At 67.6% G+C, this 16,852-nt stretch carries 15 protein-coding genes; 11 read left to right on the plus strand and 4 right to left on the minus strand.

What is annotated here, in order from left to right; genetic code table 11:
* The first annotated feature begins 3 nt into the window (after nucleotides 1-3).
* The 4 genes from A5645_RS08550 to A5645_RS08565 all read left to right on the plus strand — a co-directional run bounded on the left by A5645_RS08550 (nucleotide 4) and on the right by A5645_RS08565 (nucleotide 4,450).
* Complete coding sequence (locus tag A5645_RS08550; protein ID WP_065129229.1) at nucleotides 4-960, plus strand: TIGR03619 family F420-dependent LLM class oxidoreductase; 957 nt, start codon at nucleotides 4-6, stop codon at nucleotides 958-960.
* A complete protein-coding gene (locus A5645_RS08555) occupies nucleotides 957-1,943 on the plus strand; it encodes a helix-turn-helix transcriptional regulator (RefSeq protein WP_065129230.1) in 987 nt (328 codons plus the stop codon). The genes A5645_RS08550 and A5645_RS08555 overlap by 4 nt, the downstream gene beginning before the upstream one ends.
* 70 nt (nucleotides 1,944-2,013) lie before the next feature.
* On the plus strand, nucleotides 2,014-2,754 hold the full coding sequence (locus tag A5645_RS08560; protein ID WP_065129231.1) for a TetR/AcrR family transcriptional regulator: 741 nt from the start codon (nucleotides 2,014-2,016) through the stop codon (nucleotides 2,752-2,754).
* 154 nt (nucleotides 2,755-2,908) lie between these two features.
* Nucleotides 2,909-4,450 carry a flavin-containing monooxygenase gene (locus A5645_RS08565; protein WP_065129232.1) on the plus strand — a complete coding sequence of 514 codons (1,542 nt, stop codon included), beginning with the start codon at nucleotides 2,909-2,911 and terminating at the stop codon, nucleotides 4,448-4,450.
* A 9-nt stretch (nucleotides 4,451-4,459) separates the two neighbouring features.
* On the opposite strand, the gene A5645_RS08570 is transcribed toward A5645_RS08565, so the two are convergent.
* Complete coding sequence (locus tag A5645_RS08570; protein ID WP_065129233.1) at nucleotides 4,460-5,371, minus strand: SDR family oxidoreductase; 912 nt, start codon at nucleotides 5,369-5,371, stop codon at nucleotides 4,460-4,462.
* A gap of 103 nt (nucleotides 5,372-5,474) precedes the next feature.
* On the opposite strand from A5645_RS08570, the gene A5645_RS08575 reads away from it, so the two are divergent.
* Both A5645_RS08575 and nrdF read left to right on the plus strand, forming a co-directional pair.
* The gene (locus A5645_RS08575; protein WP_065129234.1) at nucleotides 5,475-6,047 is read left to right on the plus strand and encodes a TetR/AcrR family transcriptional regulator; all 573 of its coding nucleotides are present in this window, start codon (nucleotides 5,475-5,477) and stop codon (nucleotides 6,045-6,047) included.
* Between the two features lie 114 nt (nucleotides 6,048-6,161).
* Complete coding sequence (gene nrdF, locus A5645_RS08580) at nucleotides 6,162-7,136, plus strand: class 1b ribonucleoside-diphosphate reductase subunit beta (protein ID WP_065038320.1); 975 nt, start codon at nucleotides 6,162-6,164, stop codon at nucleotides 7,134-7,136.
* 13 nt (nucleotides 7,137-7,149) lie between these two features.
* On the opposite strand, the gene A5645_RS29060 is transcribed toward nrdF, so the two are convergent.
* The gene (locus tag A5645_RS29060) at nucleotides 7,150-9,054 is read right to left on the minus strand and encodes a PE family protein (RefSeq protein WP_065129235.1); all 1,905 of its coding nucleotides are present in this window, start codon (nucleotides 9,052-9,054) and stop codon (nucleotides 7,150-7,152) included.
* Between the two features lie 288 nt (nucleotides 9,055-9,342).
* Between A5645_RS29060 and A5645_RS08590 the strand changes: the two genes are divergently transcribed.
* Nucleotides 9,343-9,678, plus strand: coding sequence for a DUF3349 domain-containing protein (locus tag A5645_RS08590; protein WP_231123360.1), 336 nt, complete (start codon nucleotides 9,343-9,345; stop codon nucleotides 9,676-9,678).
* Here the strand turns inward: A5645_RS08590 and A5645_RS08595 are convergent.
* Both A5645_RS08595 and A5645_RS08600 read right to left on the minus strand, forming a co-directional pair.
* Complete coding sequence (locus A5645_RS08595) at nucleotides 9,667-10,707, minus strand: NAD(P)-dependent alcohol dehydrogenase (RefSeq protein WP_065129236.1); 1,041 nt, start codon at nucleotides 10,705-10,707, stop codon at nucleotides 9,667-9,669. The genes A5645_RS08590 and A5645_RS08595 overlap by 12 nt on opposite strands.
* 89 nt (nucleotides 10,708-10,796) lie before the next feature.
* The gene (locus A5645_RS08600) at nucleotides 10,797-11,870 is read right to left on the minus strand and encodes an iron-siderophore ABC transporter substrate-binding protein (protein ID WP_155767915.1); all 1,074 of its coding nucleotides are present in this window, start codon (nucleotides 11,868-11,870) and stop codon (nucleotides 10,797-10,799) included.
* Nucleotides 11,871-12,071: 201 nt separating this feature from the next.
* On the opposite strand from A5645_RS08600, the gene ctaD reads away from it, so the two are divergent.
* From ctaD to A5645_RS08620, 4 genes are all read left to right on the plus strand, one after another.
* Nucleotides 12,072-13,832: an aa3-type cytochrome oxidase subunit I gene (gene ctaD / locus A5645_RS08605; RefSeq protein ID WP_065129360.1), complete on the plus strand. Its 1,761-nt coding sequence runs from the start codon at nucleotides 12,072-12,074 to the stop codon at nucleotides 13,830-13,832.
* A gap of 12 nt (nucleotides 13,833-13,844) precedes the next feature.
* Entirely contained in the window at nucleotides 13,845-15,080 is a 1,236-nt protein-coding gene (gene serB, locus A5645_RS08610; RefSeq protein WP_065129238.1) for a phosphoserine phosphatase SerB, read from the plus strand.
* A 91-nt stretch (nucleotides 15,081-15,171) separates the two neighbouring features.
* On the plus strand, nucleotides 15,172-16,032 hold the full coding sequence (locus tag A5645_RS08615) for an ABC transporter ATP-binding protein (protein WP_065038317.1): 861 nt from the start codon (nucleotides 15,172-15,174) through the stop codon (nucleotides 16,030-16,032).
* Entirely contained in the window at nucleotides 16,029-16,847 is an 819-nt protein-coding gene (locus tag A5645_RS08620; RefSeq protein WP_065038269.1) for an NUDIX hydrolase, read from the plus strand. Before A5645_RS08615 ends, A5645_RS08620 begins: the two co-directional genes overlap by 4 nt.
* Nucleotides 16,848-16,852: the final 5 nt, after the last annotated feature.

The raw sequence follows: 16,852 nt of genomic DNA on the forward strand, positions 1-16,852 counted from the left end.
CGTATGAGACTCGGGCTCCGGCTGCCGCAGCGATTGGGAGTCGACCTGCGGCACGACTTGGTTGAAGCGGCTCGGACCGCCGAGGCGGCCGGGTATGCGAGCTTGTGGACGTACGAACGCCTGCTCTTCCCGCGAACGCCCGTCGAACCCTATGCCGGATCGAACGAGCCGTGGCCGGAACACTCACGGCAGGCCGCCGACCCCTTGACCATTCTGACCGTGGCGGCAGTGGCGACGGAAAATGTACGTCTGGGTACGTCCGTTCTGGTCGCTGCCTTGCACACCCCCGTACAACTGGCAAAAACCCTTGCCACGTTGGATCGGATCAGCGGCGGCCGGGTCATCGCCGGCCTCGGGACCGGCTGGGCCACGGATGAATTGCGGGCCACCGGCGCCACCCGGGCGGACCGAGGCCGCTTCCTCGACGAGACGCTGGACGTCTTCGACGCCGTCTGGGGCCCGGACCCGGTCAGCTTCCGAAGTCCTCGCGTTGTCATCGACGACGCCGCCGTCCTGCCCAAGCCCGTATCGAAGATCCCGGTGCTGCTGGGCGGTGGCGGCAGCAACCTGGGCCGCAGCACCACCTCGAAAGCCGTGCAGCGCATCGCCTCCCGCGCCGACGGCTGGCTCCCGGTGATGACCACGCCGGGGCCCCCCGGAGCCGCGGACCTCCGCGCCGGCTGGGACCGAATCCGGCAACGGGCGTCCGAATGCGGGCGGGATACCGCCAGGATGCAGATGATCGTGGTCGGAAACGTCACCTTCACCGACCGTCCGGCGGGGCCGGACCGAGCGGCGTTCGTCGGCACTCTGGACCAGATCATGGACGACGTGGCGACGGCCGCCGAGGCCGGCGCCGACGAGCTGATCGTGGACCTCAATCTGCAGGATTGGTTCACCAGCACTCACCAGATGCTCGAGACGGCGGTCGAGATCCGGGATAGGGCCGCGGCGTCATGATCGACGGTCTTCGTATCCGGACCGACACCTCCGATCCGCAGGAAGCGAGCAGCCGACTCGCGGGTGTCTACTGTCCCCACCGCCTCACCGTCCGCGGCGGCTCTTCGGGGTTCCGCGCCCGCCACGCCGAGGGTGGTGTCGCGGGGCTCGGCGTTTACTCGCTGTCCTTCGGGTCCGCCACCACCTTGCTGGATTCGCCGCCGTTCGAGGACTTCGTCCTGGTCTCCCAGCAGATCACTGGGCGGCTCGCCGTCCGGGCCCACAGTGGGGACCGGCTGCTGTTGCCCGGCCAACACGTGGTGCTGGATGCGCACACGGCATATCGGCTGCGCTGGGAGGAGAACTGCGACGTCTTCCACGTGCGGATCGCACGCAGTGATTTCGAGACGGCGGTTGCGGCCCTGCTCGGAGCCCGACGATCCGGGGCCGTCCGATTTCGGCTGAGTTCGCGCCCGTCGAAACAGGGGGCCGTCGCGGTGGCGAGACTCATGCACTTCCTGCTCCGCAATGCCGGACCGAACGGGCTTCTGAGCTCCGGTGCGCTGCTGCGAGACCAGCTGCGTCGCACCCTGGTAGCCAGTCTGATCGAGGCCTACCCCGAAGAATTCCCGTCACCAGCTGAGGTTTCCAGCGGTGACGTCCGACCGCCGGCCGTCCGTCGTGCCGTCGCCTACCTGGAGGGCTCTGTCGAGGACTCCATCGAGGACATCCGCATCGATGACGTCGCGGCCGCGGCCCGGTTGAGCCCGCGTGCCCTCCAGGAAGCCTTCCGCAAACACCTGGGCACCACGCCGATGGCGTATCTCAAATCGATCCGCCTCGCCCGGGCGCACTCGGAGCTGCGGCAATCATCCGTTGAGGGCGGGACCACCGTCGCGGAAATCGCGTACCGATGGGGCTTCGGAAATCTCGGCCGATTCGCGGCCGATTACCGGCGGGAGTTCGGCCAGTCGCCGAGCGAAGTGCTGCGCGCGTCGCGGTGAGTTCGCGACACCCGGTCACGGCCTACGCGGTCTGCCCAGGTCAGCCCCGCAGGGCTGTATCGTGCTTGACGTGGTGAGAATTCCCCGACCCCACCCCCCAGGCACGAACACGGGGGTGAAAGTCGACGCGCGCAGCGAGCGTTGGCGCGAACACCGCAAGAAGGTGCGCAGTGAGATCGTCGACGCGGCCTTCCGGGCCATCGACCGCCTGGGACCCGAGCTAAGCGTTCGGGAAATCGCCGAGGAGGCCGGCACCGCCAAGCCAAAGATCTACCGGCATTTCACCGACAAGTCCGACCTGTTCCTGGCCATCGGGGAACGGCTACGGGACATGCTGTGGGCGGCGATCTTTCCGTCGATCAACCTGGCCACCGACTCAGCCCGCCAGGTCATCCAGCGGGCCGTCGAGGAGTTCGTCAGCCTGCTCGACGAACACCCCAACGTGGTGCGCGTGTTCATCCAGGGCGGCGGTTCCAACGCCCAGTCCAAGGCGACCGTGCGCACCCTCAAGGAGGGCCGCGAGATCACGCTGACCATCGCCGACATGTTCAACAACGAACTGCGGGACATGGAGCTCAACGCCGCCGCGTTCGAGCTCGCGGCTTTCTCGGCGTTCGGTTGCGCCGCGTCGGCCACCGAATGGTGGCTGGGCCCCGAGCCGGACAGCCCTCGGTCGATGACACGGGAGCAGTTCGTCAACCAGCTGACCACCATCATGATGGGCGTCATCGTGGGCACCGCCGAGACGCTCGGCATTGTGCTGGACCCCGATAAGCCGATCCACGACGCCATGCCGGCGGCGCTGCCGTGAGCTGACGCTCGGCGGCGTTGACATCACCGGGGACATCGACAACACTCGATATATCCGATACCCCGGGTACTGGGTATTTGCTTTTCCGGTACGGGGTATCAGCATGTCAGTCGGCACGCGCCGGCCAATATCGGGCACAACAGGAAGACTCACCATGACTGATGTCATCTCACCGGCGGCCGACCAGGCCGAGAAACCGCGGGCTTTGCCGAAGCATGCCCGCGTCGTCATCATCGGGACCGGGTTCTCCGGCCTGGGCATGGCGATCGCACTGCAGAAACAGGGCGTGGATTTCATCATCTTGGAGAAGGCCGACGACATCGGCGGCACCTGGCGCGACAACAGCTACCCCGGGTGCGCGTGCGACATCCCGTCACACCTGTACTCCTACTCCTTCGAGCCCAAACCGGACTGGAAGAACCCGTTCTCCTACCAGCCCGAGATCTGGGATTACCTCAAAGGCGTCACCGACAAATACGGGCTGCGTCGCTACGTCGAGTTCAACTCCCTGGTCGAGCGCGCGTACTGGGATGACGATGAGTACCGCTGGCATGTCTTCACCGCCGACGGGCGCGAATACGTCGCGCAGTTCCTGGTCTCCGGTGCCGGAGCGCTGCACATCCCGTCGTTCCCGAACATCGAAGGACGCGAGGAATTCGCGGGCCCCGCTTTCCATTCAGCGGAATGGGACCACAGCGTCGATCTGACCGGCAAACGGGTAGCGATCATCGGCACCGGTGCCAGCGCGATCCAGATCGTGCCCGAGATCGTCGGCGACGTCGCCGAACTGCAGCTCTACCAGCGCACCCCGCCGTGGGTGGTGCCGCGCTCAAACCCGGAGATCCCGCGACCGGTGCGTTCGGCGATGGAAAACGTCCCTGGCTTGCGGGCACTGGTGCGCCTGGGCATCTATTGGGCGCAGGAGGCGCTGGCATTCGGCATGACCAAACGCCCTAATGCACTGAAATTCATTGAGGCGTACTGCAAGTGGAACATCTGGCGGTCGATCAGGGACCGTGAGCTGCGCAAGAAATTGATCCCGAACTACCGTATCGGCTGCAAGCGCATCCTGAACTCCTCGACCTACTACGCCGCGCTCGCCAGCCCGAACGCCGAGGTGATCACCGAGGGCATCGAGCGGATCACCCACGACGGAATCGTCACCGCGGACGGCCGCGAACGCGAAGTCGACGTCATCGTGTACGCCACCGGCTTCCACGTCACCGATTCCTACACCTACGTCGACATCAAGGGTCAGCACGGCGAGGACCTGGTGGACCGGTGGAACCGCGAGGGCATCGGCGCCCATCGCGGCGTGACGGTGGCCGACGTGCCGAACTTGTTCTTCCTGCTGGGCCCCAACACCGGCCTGGGGCACAACTCGGTGGTGTTCATGATCGAGTCCCAGATCCGCTACGTGGCCGATGCGATCGCCAAGTGCGACAAGATGGGCGCCCAGGCGCTGGCTCCCACCCGCGAGGCGCAGGACCGGTTCAACGACGCGCTGCAGGAGCGGCTGACAAGCTCGGTGTGGAACAGCGGCGGTTGCAGCAGTTGGTACCTCGACGAGCACGGCAAGAACACCGTGCTGTGGGGCGGCTACACCTGGGAGTACTGGCGCGCCACCCGCTCGGTCGACCCCGATGAGTATCAGTTCCTCGGGGTTGGCAAGGGAGCTCGCAAGTCCGTCGCGTAGGGGTAGCGCTCAGCGCGGAACCCCAACTGCGGCAACCCGACTCGGTGGGGTGGTGCGTGCCTTCCGGGCGATGGAACGCAGGTTGGCTCGCAGGATGCCGTCCAGCGCCCGATCGGATACCAGGCGGCTGACCCGCACCAGGATGGCGGCGTCGCGACCGACGGTATAGCGGGTCTTGGGCCGCGACGAGGTCACCGCCTTGGCGATCACCGTTGCGGCGTGTTCGGCCGGCACGCCGACCTCGGTGAACGAGCGGGCTTGTGCCGTAACGGCTTCGATGAGATCACCGTAGCGCGCGAGTTGGTCACTGGTCATGTCCGCCTGCAACCCCTCGCTGGTGGCGATGCCGCGCTCCGGCATCTTCGTCTTGACCGCGCCGGGCTCGATGACCACCACCTTGACACCCAGCCCTGCGACCTCCCGCCGCAAGGCGTCGCTCGCCGCCTCCAGTGCGAACTTCGATCCGGCGTAAGCGCCGTAGGTCGGCAACACCACCTTGCCGCCGACGGAACTGATGTTGATTACCGTCCCGGAGCTGCTGATCAGCGCGGGCAACAGTGCCTGGGTCATGGCGATGTGCCCGAACAGATTGACCTCGAACTGCTTGCGCCACTGGGCAATCGGCAGCGCCTCAACGGGCGCGTTGACGGCAATGCCGGCGTTGTTGATCAGGGCGCGCACGGGACGCGGGTCGCGCGCAACCCGCTCGGCGATCGCGGCGATGTGTGAGTCGACGGTGATATCGAGGATGAGCGCTTCGATCCCGTCGGCAACCAGCGCGTCGGCGTCAGCCTCGCGGCGCACACCGGCGAGCACGTGAAAACCTCGGCGCGCCAGTTCTTTTGCGGTGGCAGCGCCGATGCCGGTGGAGGCGCCGGTCACCACCACAAGCTCATTTCGGTTGGGTATCGAGGAATTCATGGTGGTCTCCGTCGAGTCAGTGCGGCATTTGAGTTGACGCTGTCATCTCAATCTAGCGGTAATGTTGACGTTGTCAACTCAAAGATCGGCTTATGCTCGGCCGGTGAGGACACGGGCGGAAAGCGCGGCGGCCACCCGTCGTTCGCTGCTCGAGGCGGCCGGCGTCCTACTCGACCACGGGGGGGTGGAGGCGGTGACCCTGCGCGAGGTGGGCGCCCGCAGCGGCGTGTCGCGCTCGGCGGCGTACCGCCACTTCGCCGACAAGGAATCGCTGCTCGGTGTGCTGGCCACGAACGCGTTGAACGAACTGGCCGACGCGCTGGAGGAGTTGGTCGCCGGCGACGACCCGCCTGCGGCTGCGCTGCGCACCGCGCTGCTGGCGCTGATCGGCATCGGCCGCGACCGGCCGCACCTGTACCGGCTGATGTTCTCCATGCCGAAGGGTGATCCCACCGCCGCGGCGCAGGCGGGTCAACGCGCGCAGAGCCTGTTTCTCGACCTGGTCGGTCGTATCGCCGGGACGGACCGGGCGAATCGGTACGGAGCGCTGCTGCTGGCCAGTGCCCACGGCATCGCGGGCCTGGATCTCAGTGGGCATATGGACCTGGACAAGTGGCACACCGACGCCGACGAACTGGTCGACACGATGATCGCCCTGCTGCCCCGTAAGGGGTAGCCGCACGACACGCAAACACAACTTATTGTGTTCCCGCCGCTTGTCGTACCCCAGGGGTAGTGTTTGGGGTCCAAGGCAAGACAGCCCAATCGTCCTGGTGAAGTGGGGTTTCAGGTGACTGGTAGTGCAAAGCTGATCGACCGCGTCTCTGCGATCAACTGGAACCGGCTGCAGGATGAAAAAGACGCCGAAGTCTGGGACCGGCTGACCGGAAACTTCTGGCTGCCCGAGAAGGTGCCGGTGTCCAACGACATCCCGTCGTGGGGCACGTTGACTGCCAACGAGAAGCAGCTGACCATGCGGGTGTTCACCGGCCTGACGATGCTGGACACCATCCAGGGCACCGTGGGCGCGGTGAGCCTGATCCCCGACGCGCTGACCCCGCACGAGGAGGCGGTGTACACCAACATCGCGTTCATGGAATCGGTTCACGCCAAGAGCTACAGCCAGATTTTCTCGACGCTGTGCTCGACCGCTGAGATCGACGACGCGTTCCGCTGGTCGGAGGAGAACCCCAACCTGCAGCGCAAGGCCGAGATCGTGCTGGAGTACTACCGAGGCGACGAACCGCTCAAGCGCAAGGTGGCCTCCACGCTGCTGGAGAGTTTCCTGTTCTACTCTGGCTTCTACCTGCCGATGTATTGGTCGAGCCGTGCCAAGCTGACCAACACCGCCGACATGATCCGGCTGATCATCCGGGACGAGGCCGTGCACGGGTACTACATCGGCTACAAGTACCAGCGCGGACTGGCGTTGGTCGACGAGGCCAAGCGGGCCGAGCTCAAGGACTACACCTACGAGCTGCTGTTCGAGCTGTACGACAACGAGGTGGAGTACACCCAGGATCTCTACGACGAGGTCGGCTTGACCGAGGACGTCAAGAAGTTCCTGCGCTACAACGCGAACAAGGCGCTGATGAACCTGGGCTACGAGGCGCTGTTCCCGCGCGACGAGACCGATGTGAACCCGGCGATCCTGTCGGCGCTGTCGCCCAACGCCGACGAGAACCACGACTTCTTCTCCGGGTCCGGGTCGAGCTACGTGATCGGCAAGGCCGTGGTCACCGAGGACGAGGACTGGGACTTCTAGAGACCGACGTCAGCTAGGCGCCGCCGCCACCACCGCCTTCGCCGCCGAGAGCAACCGCACCACTGCTGGCGTTGGCGCCGCCCCCGCCGCCGCCCCCGCCGATGCTGGCTTGACCCCCGGCGCCGGGAGTGGCGGTGGCGGCCGCAGACGAGCCGCTACCGGCCACACCGTCGTTGCCCCCGCCGCCGATGGTCTGGCCGGTGCCGCCGGCGCCGCCTGGTCCGCCGGCCGCGTTACCGCTGTTGACGACGGCGTTGCCGCCTTGGCCGCCGCCCCCGCCCGGGTTACCAGGGATCGCGGCGCCGCCGCCGCCACCACCGCCCGCGCTGGCGACCCCGGACGGACTGTTGAGGAAGCCGCCGGCACCTCCATCGCCGGAGGTGGCGAAACTACCGGCGGCGATGGCGCCATCGGATCCGGCTTGGCCGGAGATGGATACCGCGCCGATCCCCGCGGTGCCGCCGCCGCCACCACCGCCACCTGGGCCCCCAATGACAGCCTGGGAGCCGCCGCCGCCGGCGCCGCCACCTCCGCTCGCGTGTTGGACGCCGACCGCGGCGGAGGCGGTCCCGCCGCTTCCGCCGTTGCCGCCCCTTCCGGCGCTGCCGCCGCCGTTACTGAGCCCGCCGGCGCCTCCGCCACCACCGCCGCCGCCGGCGGCCGCGGCTGTGTTCGTGGCGACCACGTTGGCGATGCCGCCATTGCCGCCGCTGCCGCCGTCACCGCCCACGCTGCCCTGGCCGCCGTGACCGCCGTTGCCGCCGAGTCCGCCGTGAAACACGGCGGTGGCGCTGCCGTTGGAGTTGCTGTCGCCGCCGTTGCCGCCGAGTCCGCCGTGACCGCCGCCGCCGCCGACACTATTGCCGCCCTGGCCGCCGTCGCCGCCCGTGCCGGCGGTGCCGAAGGCCACGGCGCCCGCGCCGCCGCCCTTGCCGCCGGTGCCGCCGGTGCCGCCGGTGCCTGCAGCGCCCGCGTTGGCGCCGGAGCCGCCCGCGTTGCCGCCGGCGCCCGCGTCTCCGCCGTTGCCGCCGGTGCCACCATGGCCGCCGCCGGAACCGCTGTCGGCGTTGCCGATTCCGCCCTGGCCGCCCTGGCCGCCACCACCGCCTTGGCCGCCGTCGCCGGCACGGCCGAACAAAGGTGACCCCTGGCCCCCGGCGCCCCCGGCACCGCCGTTGCCGCCGTTGCCCCCGTTGGTGCCGTTGGGCGAACTGGTGGGGGTTACTCCGGCCCCGCCCATCCCGCCGTTGCCGCCGAGACCGCCGGCGCCGCCGTTGCCGTAGATCAGCCCGCCATTACCGCCGGCCCCGCCGGCACCCCCGAAACCACCGATGCCGCCCTTGGTGCCGCCGCCAATCGTCGAGCCGGTGCTGCCGGTGATGCCAGTACCACCAGCACCGCCCTGCCCGCCGTTGCCGAACAGGAAGGCGTTACCGCCCCTGCCACCGGGCTGCCCGGCCGCACCGGAGCCGCCGTCGCCGCCGTCTCCCCAGAGAATGCCGCCGGGGCCGCCGTTCTGCCCGGTCCCGGGTGCCCCGTTGCTGCCCTTGCCGATCAGAGGTGTCCCGAACAGCAAGTTCGTGGGCGCATTGATCACAGCCAGCACGCCATCTTCGAATGTCTGCAACGGCGAAACAGCGGCCGCATCGGCGCCCGCGTAGAGCAGTCCCGCTTGCCGCAACGCCTGGACGAACTGGGCCTCGAACGCCGCCGCTTGCGCACTGAAGGCTTGATACGCCTGACCATGACTGGAAAAAAGCGACGCGATCGCGGTTGACACCTCGTCCCCGGCGGCGGCTGCCAGTGCGGTGGTCGAAGTCGAGACGGCCGCGGTGGCCGCGCTCAACGACGAGCCGATGTCCGCTACGTCGGCCGCGGCCGCCGTCAGCATCTCCGGGACTGCCGATACGTAGGACATCGCCGCCCTCCAACCCGGTCAACGACCATCGGGACACACCCACGAATAGTGTGAGAATCGTGTGAGGATTGTATGCCTACAAAGGCAGCAGAATTTCGTTTTTCGGACCATTAATTTTCGCCCGGTGAAGCGAATTGATGGTCAACGAGGCGCCGCCGGCCCAGCCCGCGGAGACGGCGGCGTGAACGGCGTATGAATACTGCGAAGGTTGTCGCCGCGCTGTGGCGCAGCGAAGCGCCTGCCGTGACACTGGGGTGCGTGACCGCGTCCGCTGCCAAGAGCGTTTCGGTGTCCGCATTCTGCGCGTCGGTGTTGCGATGGTTGCGCGCCGGCTATCCCGAAGGCGTGCCAGGGCCGGACCGGATGCCGCTGCTGGCCCTGCTGCGCAACACTCCGCTGACCGAGGAGCAGATCAGGCAGGTGGTGCGTGACATCACCGCCGAGGGCTCACCCGCCACGGTCGACGGGGTGATCGACCGTGACGAGATCGCCGAGTTCATCTCCGAGGTGACCCACTACGACGCGGGTCCGGAGAACATTGCGCGGGTCGCCGGCGTCCTGGCCGCGGCCGGGTGGCCGCTGGCCGGCATCGACGCCGACGACGCGCCTCCGTCACAGGGTTGAGATGTCGATCACGAACCGGTACCGCACGTCGCTGGCCAGCACGCGCTCGTAGGCCTCGTTGACGTAGTCGGCTTCGATGACCTCGATTTCCGGCGTCACATTGTGCTCGGCGCAGAAGTCGAGCATCTCCTGGGTCTCGGCGATGCCGCCGATGTTCGACCCGGACAGGCTGCGTCGCGCCAGCGCCAGCCCGAACGCCGGCACCTCCATCGGGTGCTCGGGAATGCCGAGTTCGACCATGGTGCCGTCGACGTCGAGAAGGTTCAGGTACTGGCCGAGGTCGAGGTTGGCCGACACGGTGTTCAGGATCAGATCGAAACTGCCCCGCAGTTCCTTGAAGGTGGCCGGATCCGAGGTCGCGTAGTAATTGCTTGCGCCCAAACGCAATCCGTCTTCCATTTTCTTCAGCGACTGCGACAGCACGCTAACCTGGCAGCCCATCGCCGCGCCCAGCTTCACGCCCATGTGGCCCAGACCGCCCAGGCCGATGATTGCCAGCCGGGTGTCCTTTCCGGCCTTCCAGTGCCGCAGCGGCGAGAACAACGTGATGCCCGCGCACAACAGCGGCGCGGCGGCGTCCAACGGCAACGATTCGGGGATGCGCACGACGAAGTTCTCGTCGACGACGACCGCCTGGCTGTAACCGCCCTGGGTGGAGGTGCCGTCCTTGTCGATGGAGTTGTAGGTGAACGTCGCGCCGTTCTTGCAGTACTGCTCCAGACCGGCCTCGCAGCTGCTGCACCGGCCACACGAGTTGACCATGCAGCCGACGCCGACGTGGTCACCGACCTTGTGCTTGGTCACCTCCGAGCCGACCGCGCTCACCACACCGGCAATCTCGTGGCCCGGGACGACGGGGTAGTTCGGTACGCCCCATTCGGCCTTGACGGTGTGGATGTCGGAGTGACAGATGCCGGCGAACTTGATGTCGATGGCCACGTCGTGGGGGCCGGGTTCGCGGCGTTCGATTGTGGTCTTGGTCAGCGGTTCGGTCGCCGACGTGGCGGCGTAAGCGTTGACGGTGCTCATTTACGTATCCCTCTTCGGTCGCGTGTACTACAAGAAAGCTTAGCTAAGGTAATGGTTACCGGCCAGCTGCGGGCTGGTGGGCACCGTCACTAGTTGATCGGCGCGCTGATCCAGCCGACATCGGTCAACACGCCGCGGGCGGCGATTAATCCCTGGCCGGTTTGCCAGATTTCGTCGTTGACCACGAAGATCCGGTTGTCGCGGTTGGCGCCGAGTTTGCGCCAGGGCCCGCTGTCCAGCACCGTCGCCGCTCGGTCGGCGGCCGCGGGGGAGGCACAGGACACATAGATGATGTCGGCGTCGGCGGCGGAGAAGTCCGCGTCCTTGGCCAGGTCGGCGTCGGTTGCGCCGATCTCGATGTACGGCTTGTCGGTGAACCGCTGCGACGCCGGCCGGTCCACTCCGACGGCCGCCAGCACGCTGGCCGGGAAGTTATTGGCTCCGTACACCCGCAGGGTGCTGTTGGTCAGCTGGACCACCGAGACCTGAAAGTGGGCCGCGTCGTGCTTGGCCCCTACCTCGGTCGCGCGCTGGGAAAACCCGCTGAGTAGGGCGTCGGAAGCGCCGCCGCGGGCCGTCGCCCCTCCCACCCCGCGCAGGTTGTCCTGCCAGGCCGCGCCCGGGGCCGCGGTGAACACCGTCGGCGCGATCGCCGCCAGCTGCGGGTAGAGCGTCGGGGTCAGCGCCACGGAACCCAGGATCAGGTCCGGTCGGGCCGCCGCGATCGCGTTCAGATCCGGAGCGGTGCGAGATCCCACGCCGGGCACGTCGTGAATCACCTTGCCGAGGTAGGACGGCTGGCTCGACCCGTCGGCCAGCGCGGCCCCGACCACCCGCGACTGCAGGCCGAGCGCGCACAGCGCGTCGAGTTGGTCGCCGGAGAGCACCACAATCCGCTGCGGATCGGCGGGCACCTGCGCAACGTCCGGGGTGACGCCGGGGGCGTTGCGCGCCGGTCGGGTGGGTGGGCCAGGATCGGGCGCGGCCGGTTCCCGCCCGCATGACTCCTCGGGTTTGCGGTCGTTACCCAGCACGCCGGCGCCGGCAATCTGGGTGGTCGGGGTTACCAGGGTGGACGAGGGCCCCGTTTTGCCGGAACCGCAAGCGCTGCACGTCAGTACCAGCGCGGCGGCCACGCTGAGAATCAGACCGCCGGATCGCACACGGTCGACGTTAACATCCGGCCAGCTCAAGGCTGGTGAAGCGGGCCTGGGCGCCCACCCCTGTTGCTGCGGGGGTCCGCTGGTCCGGCACAATTACGACAGTTTGTAGGACCAGACCTTCCGCCGACCTGATGGCGGGCTAAGATTCGGATTAGTGCGCGCGTTCTGCGCCCCTGTCCGGATGGATGTTTGGAGGAGCTGTTGACAGCCGAAGCGCCCCCCTTGGGAGAACTCGAGGCAGTTCGTCCGTACCCGGCTCGGACGGGCCCCCGGGGGAACCTGGTCTACAAGCTGATCACTACGACCGATCACAAGCTGATCGGCATCATGTACTGCGTCACCTGCTTCGTGTTCTTCTTCGTGGGCGGCCTGCTGGCGTTGCTGATGCGCAGCGAGCTCGCCGCGCCCGGCCTGCAGTTCCTGTCCAATGAGCAGTACAACCAGCTGTTCACCATGCACGGCACGATCATGTTGCTGTTCTACGCAACGCCGATCGTGTTCGGTTTCGCGAACCTGGTGCTGCCGCTGCAGATCGGCGCGCCCGACGTCGCGTTCCCGCGGCTGAACGCATTCTCGTTCTGGCTGTTCCTGTTCGGCGCCACCATCGGTATGGCGGGCTTCATCACTCCCGGCGGCGCCGCCGACTTCGGCTGGACCGCCTACACCCCGCTGACCGACGCCATCCACTCACCAGGACCGGGCGGTGACCTGTGGATCATGGGCCTGGCGGTCGCCGGTCTGGGCACCATCCTGGGTGCGGTCAACATGATCACCACCGTGGTGTGCATGCGCGCGCCCGGCATGACGATGTTCCGGATGCCGATCTTCACCTGGAACATCCTGGTGACGTCGATCCTGGTGCTGATCGCCTTCCCGCTGCTGACAGCCGCGCTGTTCGGGCTGGCCGCCGACCGGCATCTGGGGGCGCACATCTACGACCCGGCCAACGGCGGAGTCCTGTTGTGGCAGCACCTGTTCTGGTTCTTCGGGCACCCCGAGGTGTACATCATCGCGTTGCCGTTCTTCGGCATCGTCACCGAAGTGTTCCCGGTGTTCTCCCGCAAGCCGATCTTCGGCTACACCACGCTGGTGTACGCGACGCTGGCGATCGCGGCGCTGTCGGTGGCGGTGTGGGCGCACCACATGTTCGCCACCGGGGCCGTGCTGCTGCCGTTCTTCTCGTTCATGACGTACCTCATCGCGGTGCCGACCGGGATCAAGTTCTTCAACTGGATCGGCACGATGTGGAAGGGGCAGTTGACGTTCGAGACGCCGATGCTGTTCTCGGTCGGCTTCCTGCTCACCTTCCTGTTGGGCGGCCTGACCGGTGTGCTGCTGGCCAGCCCGCCGCTGGACTTCCACGTCACCGACAGTTACTTCGTCGTCGCGCACTTCCACTACGTGCTGTTCGGCACGATCGTGTTCGCCACCTACGCCGGGATCTATTTCTGGTTCCCCAAGATGACGGGCCGGTTGCTCGACGAGCGGCTGGGCAAGCTGCACTTCTGGTTGACGTTCATCGGGTTCCACACCACGTTCCTGGTGCAGCACTGGCTGGGTGACGAGGGGATGCCGCGTCGCTACGCCGACTACCTGCCCAGTGACGGCTTCCAAGGCCTGAACATCGTCTCGACCATCGGGGCGTTCATCCTCGGCGCGTCGATGTTCCCGTTCGTCTGGAATGTCTTCAAGAGCTGGCGCTACGGCGAGGTCGTTACGGTCGACGACCCGTGGGGTTACGGCAACTCGCTGGAATGGGCGACCAGTTGCCCGCCGCCGCGGCACAACTTCACCGAGCTGCCCCGGATCCGTTCGGAGCGACCGGCTTTTGAATTGCACTACCCGCACATGGTGGAACGGATGCGCGACGAAGCGCACATCGGGCGCCACGCCACCGCGGGCGAGTCGCCGAAGGGATTCGGTCCACGGACTGAGGCGGATCGCGCGACTAGTGAGCAGTAGCGGCAACCTGGGGTGACCGCCTCAGCGAAGGTGTCGGTGCTGATCACTGTCACCGGTGTCGACCGGCCAGGTGTGACCTCAGCGCTCTTCGAGGTTCTCTCCAAGCACGGCGTTGAGCTGCTCAATGTCGAGCAGGTGGTGATCCGTGGCCGGCTGACCCTGGGCGTATTGGTCTCCTGTGCAGCGGAACTCGCCGAAGGGACCGCGCTGAGTGACGACGTCGAGGCCGCCATCCACGGCATGGGTCTGGACGTCACGGTCGAGCGCAGCGACGACGTGCCGATCATCAGCAAACCCTCCACCCACACCATCGTGGTGCTGGGCCGGCCGATCACCGCGGGCGCCTTCGGCGCGGTGGCCAGGGAGGCGGCCGCGCTCGGGGTCAACATCGACGTCATCCGCGGTGTCTCCGATTACCCGGTCACCGGACTAGAACTGCGCGTCTCGGTGCCCGCGGACGTACACCGGCCGCTGCAGTCCGCGCTGACCAAGGTGGCGGCCGACGAACACGTCGACGTGGCCGTCGAGGATTTCGGGCTGGCTTGGCGCACAAAACGACTCATCGTGTTCGACGTCGACTCGACGCTGGTGCAGGGCGAGGTCATCGAGATGCTGGCGGCCCGCGCCGGCGCCCAGGGGCAGGTCGCGGCCATCACCGAGGCCGCAATGCGCGGGGAGCTGGACTTCGCGGAGTCGCTGGAGCAGCGGGTCGCCACCCTGGCCGGCCTGCCCGCCTCGGTGATCGACGAGGTAGCTGAACAGCTGGAGCTGATGCCCGGTGCCCGCACCACGCTACGTACGTTGCAGCGCTTGGGTTTTCGTTGCGGCGTGGTCTCCGGTGGTTTCCGGCGGATCATCGAGCCGCTGGCCGAGGAACTCAAGCTCGACTTCGTCGCCGCCAACGAGCTGGAGATCATTGACGGCAGGCTCACCGGTCGGGTGAGCGGACCCATCGTCGACCGGCCCGGCAAGGCCGCCGCGTTGCGGGCGTTCGCCGAGCAGTACGGCGTGCCGATGGAGCAGACCGTCGCGGTCGGTGACGGCGCCAACGACATCGACATGCTGACCGCCGCGGGCATGGGTGTGGCGTTCAACGCCAAACCCGCGCTGCGCGAGGTCGCCGATGCGTCGCTGAGCCATCCCTACCTGGACACCGTGTTGTTTCTGCTGGGCGTCACCCGCGGCGAGATCGAGGCCGCCGACGCCGTCGACGGCGTGGTGCGCCGCGTCGAGATCCCGGCTGACTAGCGCGAGCAGACGCGAAAGCCCCCGCACGCACGGCGTGTCGGGGGCTTTCGCGTCTGCTCGCCAGTGGGCCGGTACCCCCCGCTCGCGAGTGATACGGCACGATGGTCGGGTGGTTGAACCAGGCTCTCTCGAGGCCGATCCAGACCTGCTGATCGACTTCCGAAACGTCTCGCTCCGCCGCGGCGGACGCACCCTGGTGGGCCCGCTGGACTGGGCCGTGGAACTCGACGAACGCTGGGTGATCATCGGTCCCAACGGGGCCGGCAAGACATCTCTGCTGCGCATCGCCGCGGCCTCCGAACACCCGTCCTCGGGTGTCGCCTTCGTGCTGGGGGAGCGGCTGGGCCGGGTCGACATCGCCGAACTGCGGTCCCGCATCGGACTGAGCTCCTCGGCGCTCGCGCAGCGAGTGCCCGGCGACGAGCTGGTGCGGGATCTGGTTGTCTCGGCCGGTTATTCGGTGCTGGGCCGGTGGCGCGAGCGCTACGAGGACATCGACTACCGCCGAGCGGTCGACATGCTGGAAAGCCTCGGTGCCGAGCACCTGGCCGACCGCACCTACGGCACCCTGTCCGAGGGTGAGCGCAAGCGGGTGCTGATCGCCCGCGCGTTGATGACCGACCCGGAATTGCTGCTGCTCGACGAACCCGCCGCCGGCCTGGACCTGGGTGGCCGGGAGGAACTGGTGGCGCGGCTGGCCGACCTGGCCGCCGACCCCGACGCCCCGGCGCTGGTGCTGGTCACCCACCACGTCGAAGAGGTACCGCCCGGATTCAGCCATTGCCTGCTGCTGTCGGAGGCCAAGGTGGTGGCCTCGGGTCTGCTGCCCGACGTGCTGACCGCCGAGAACCTCTCGACGGCGTTCGGGCAGCGGATCGCGCTGGACGTCGTCGACGGCCGATACTTCGCGCGGCGGGTGCGCAGCCGCGCCGCTCACCGGAGGCAGGCATGAACAGCACCGAAGTGCCCCTGACACCACGTCCGGCTGCGACCGTGATGCTGGTGCGCGACACCCCGTCGGGCATCGCGCTGTTCTTGATGCGCCGCCACTCCCGGATGGAGTTCGCGCCCGGGGTGATCGTGTTCCCCGGCGGCGGCGTCGACGACCGGGACCGCAACGCGGATATCGCGTGGGCCGGGCCGCCGCCGCAGTGGTGGGCGCAGCGGTTCGGCATCGAGACCGAGCTGGCCACCGCGCTGGTCTGCGCCGCGGCGCGGGAAACCTTCGAGGAGTCCGGGGTGCTGTTCGCCGGACCGGCCGATGACCCGGACAGCATCGTCGGCGACGCGTCGGTATATGGCGATGCCCGCCGCGCACTGGCCGATCACACGTTGTCCTTCGCCGACTTCCTGCAGACCGAGAAACTGGTGTTGCGCGCCGACCTGCTGCGCCCGTGGGCGAACTGGGTCACCCCGGAGGCCGAACGCACCCGCCGCTACGACACCTATTTCTTCGTCGGGGCGCTGCCGGAGGGCCAGCGGGCCGACGGCGACAACACCGAATCCGACCGGTCCGGTTGGGCGTTGCCGCAAGATGCCATCGACGATTTCGAGGCCGGGCGCAACGTCCTGCTGCCGCCGACCTGGACCCAGCTGGACTCGCTGGTGGGACGCACGGTCGCCGACGTGATGGCCGTCGAGCGCCAGATCGCGCCGGTGCAGCCGATCCTGGAGAAGCGCGGCGACAACTGGGTGTTCGAGTTCTTCGATTCGGACCGCTACCACCGTGCGCGGGAAGCGGGTGGCGCGATGGAGTGGCCGCTATGAACCCG

The sequence above is a fragment of the Mycobacterium asiaticum genome (assembly GCF_001673635.1).
GTDB lineage: Bacteria > Actinomycetota > Actinomycetes > Mycobacteriales > Mycobacteriaceae > Mycobacterium > Mycobacterium asiaticum_C.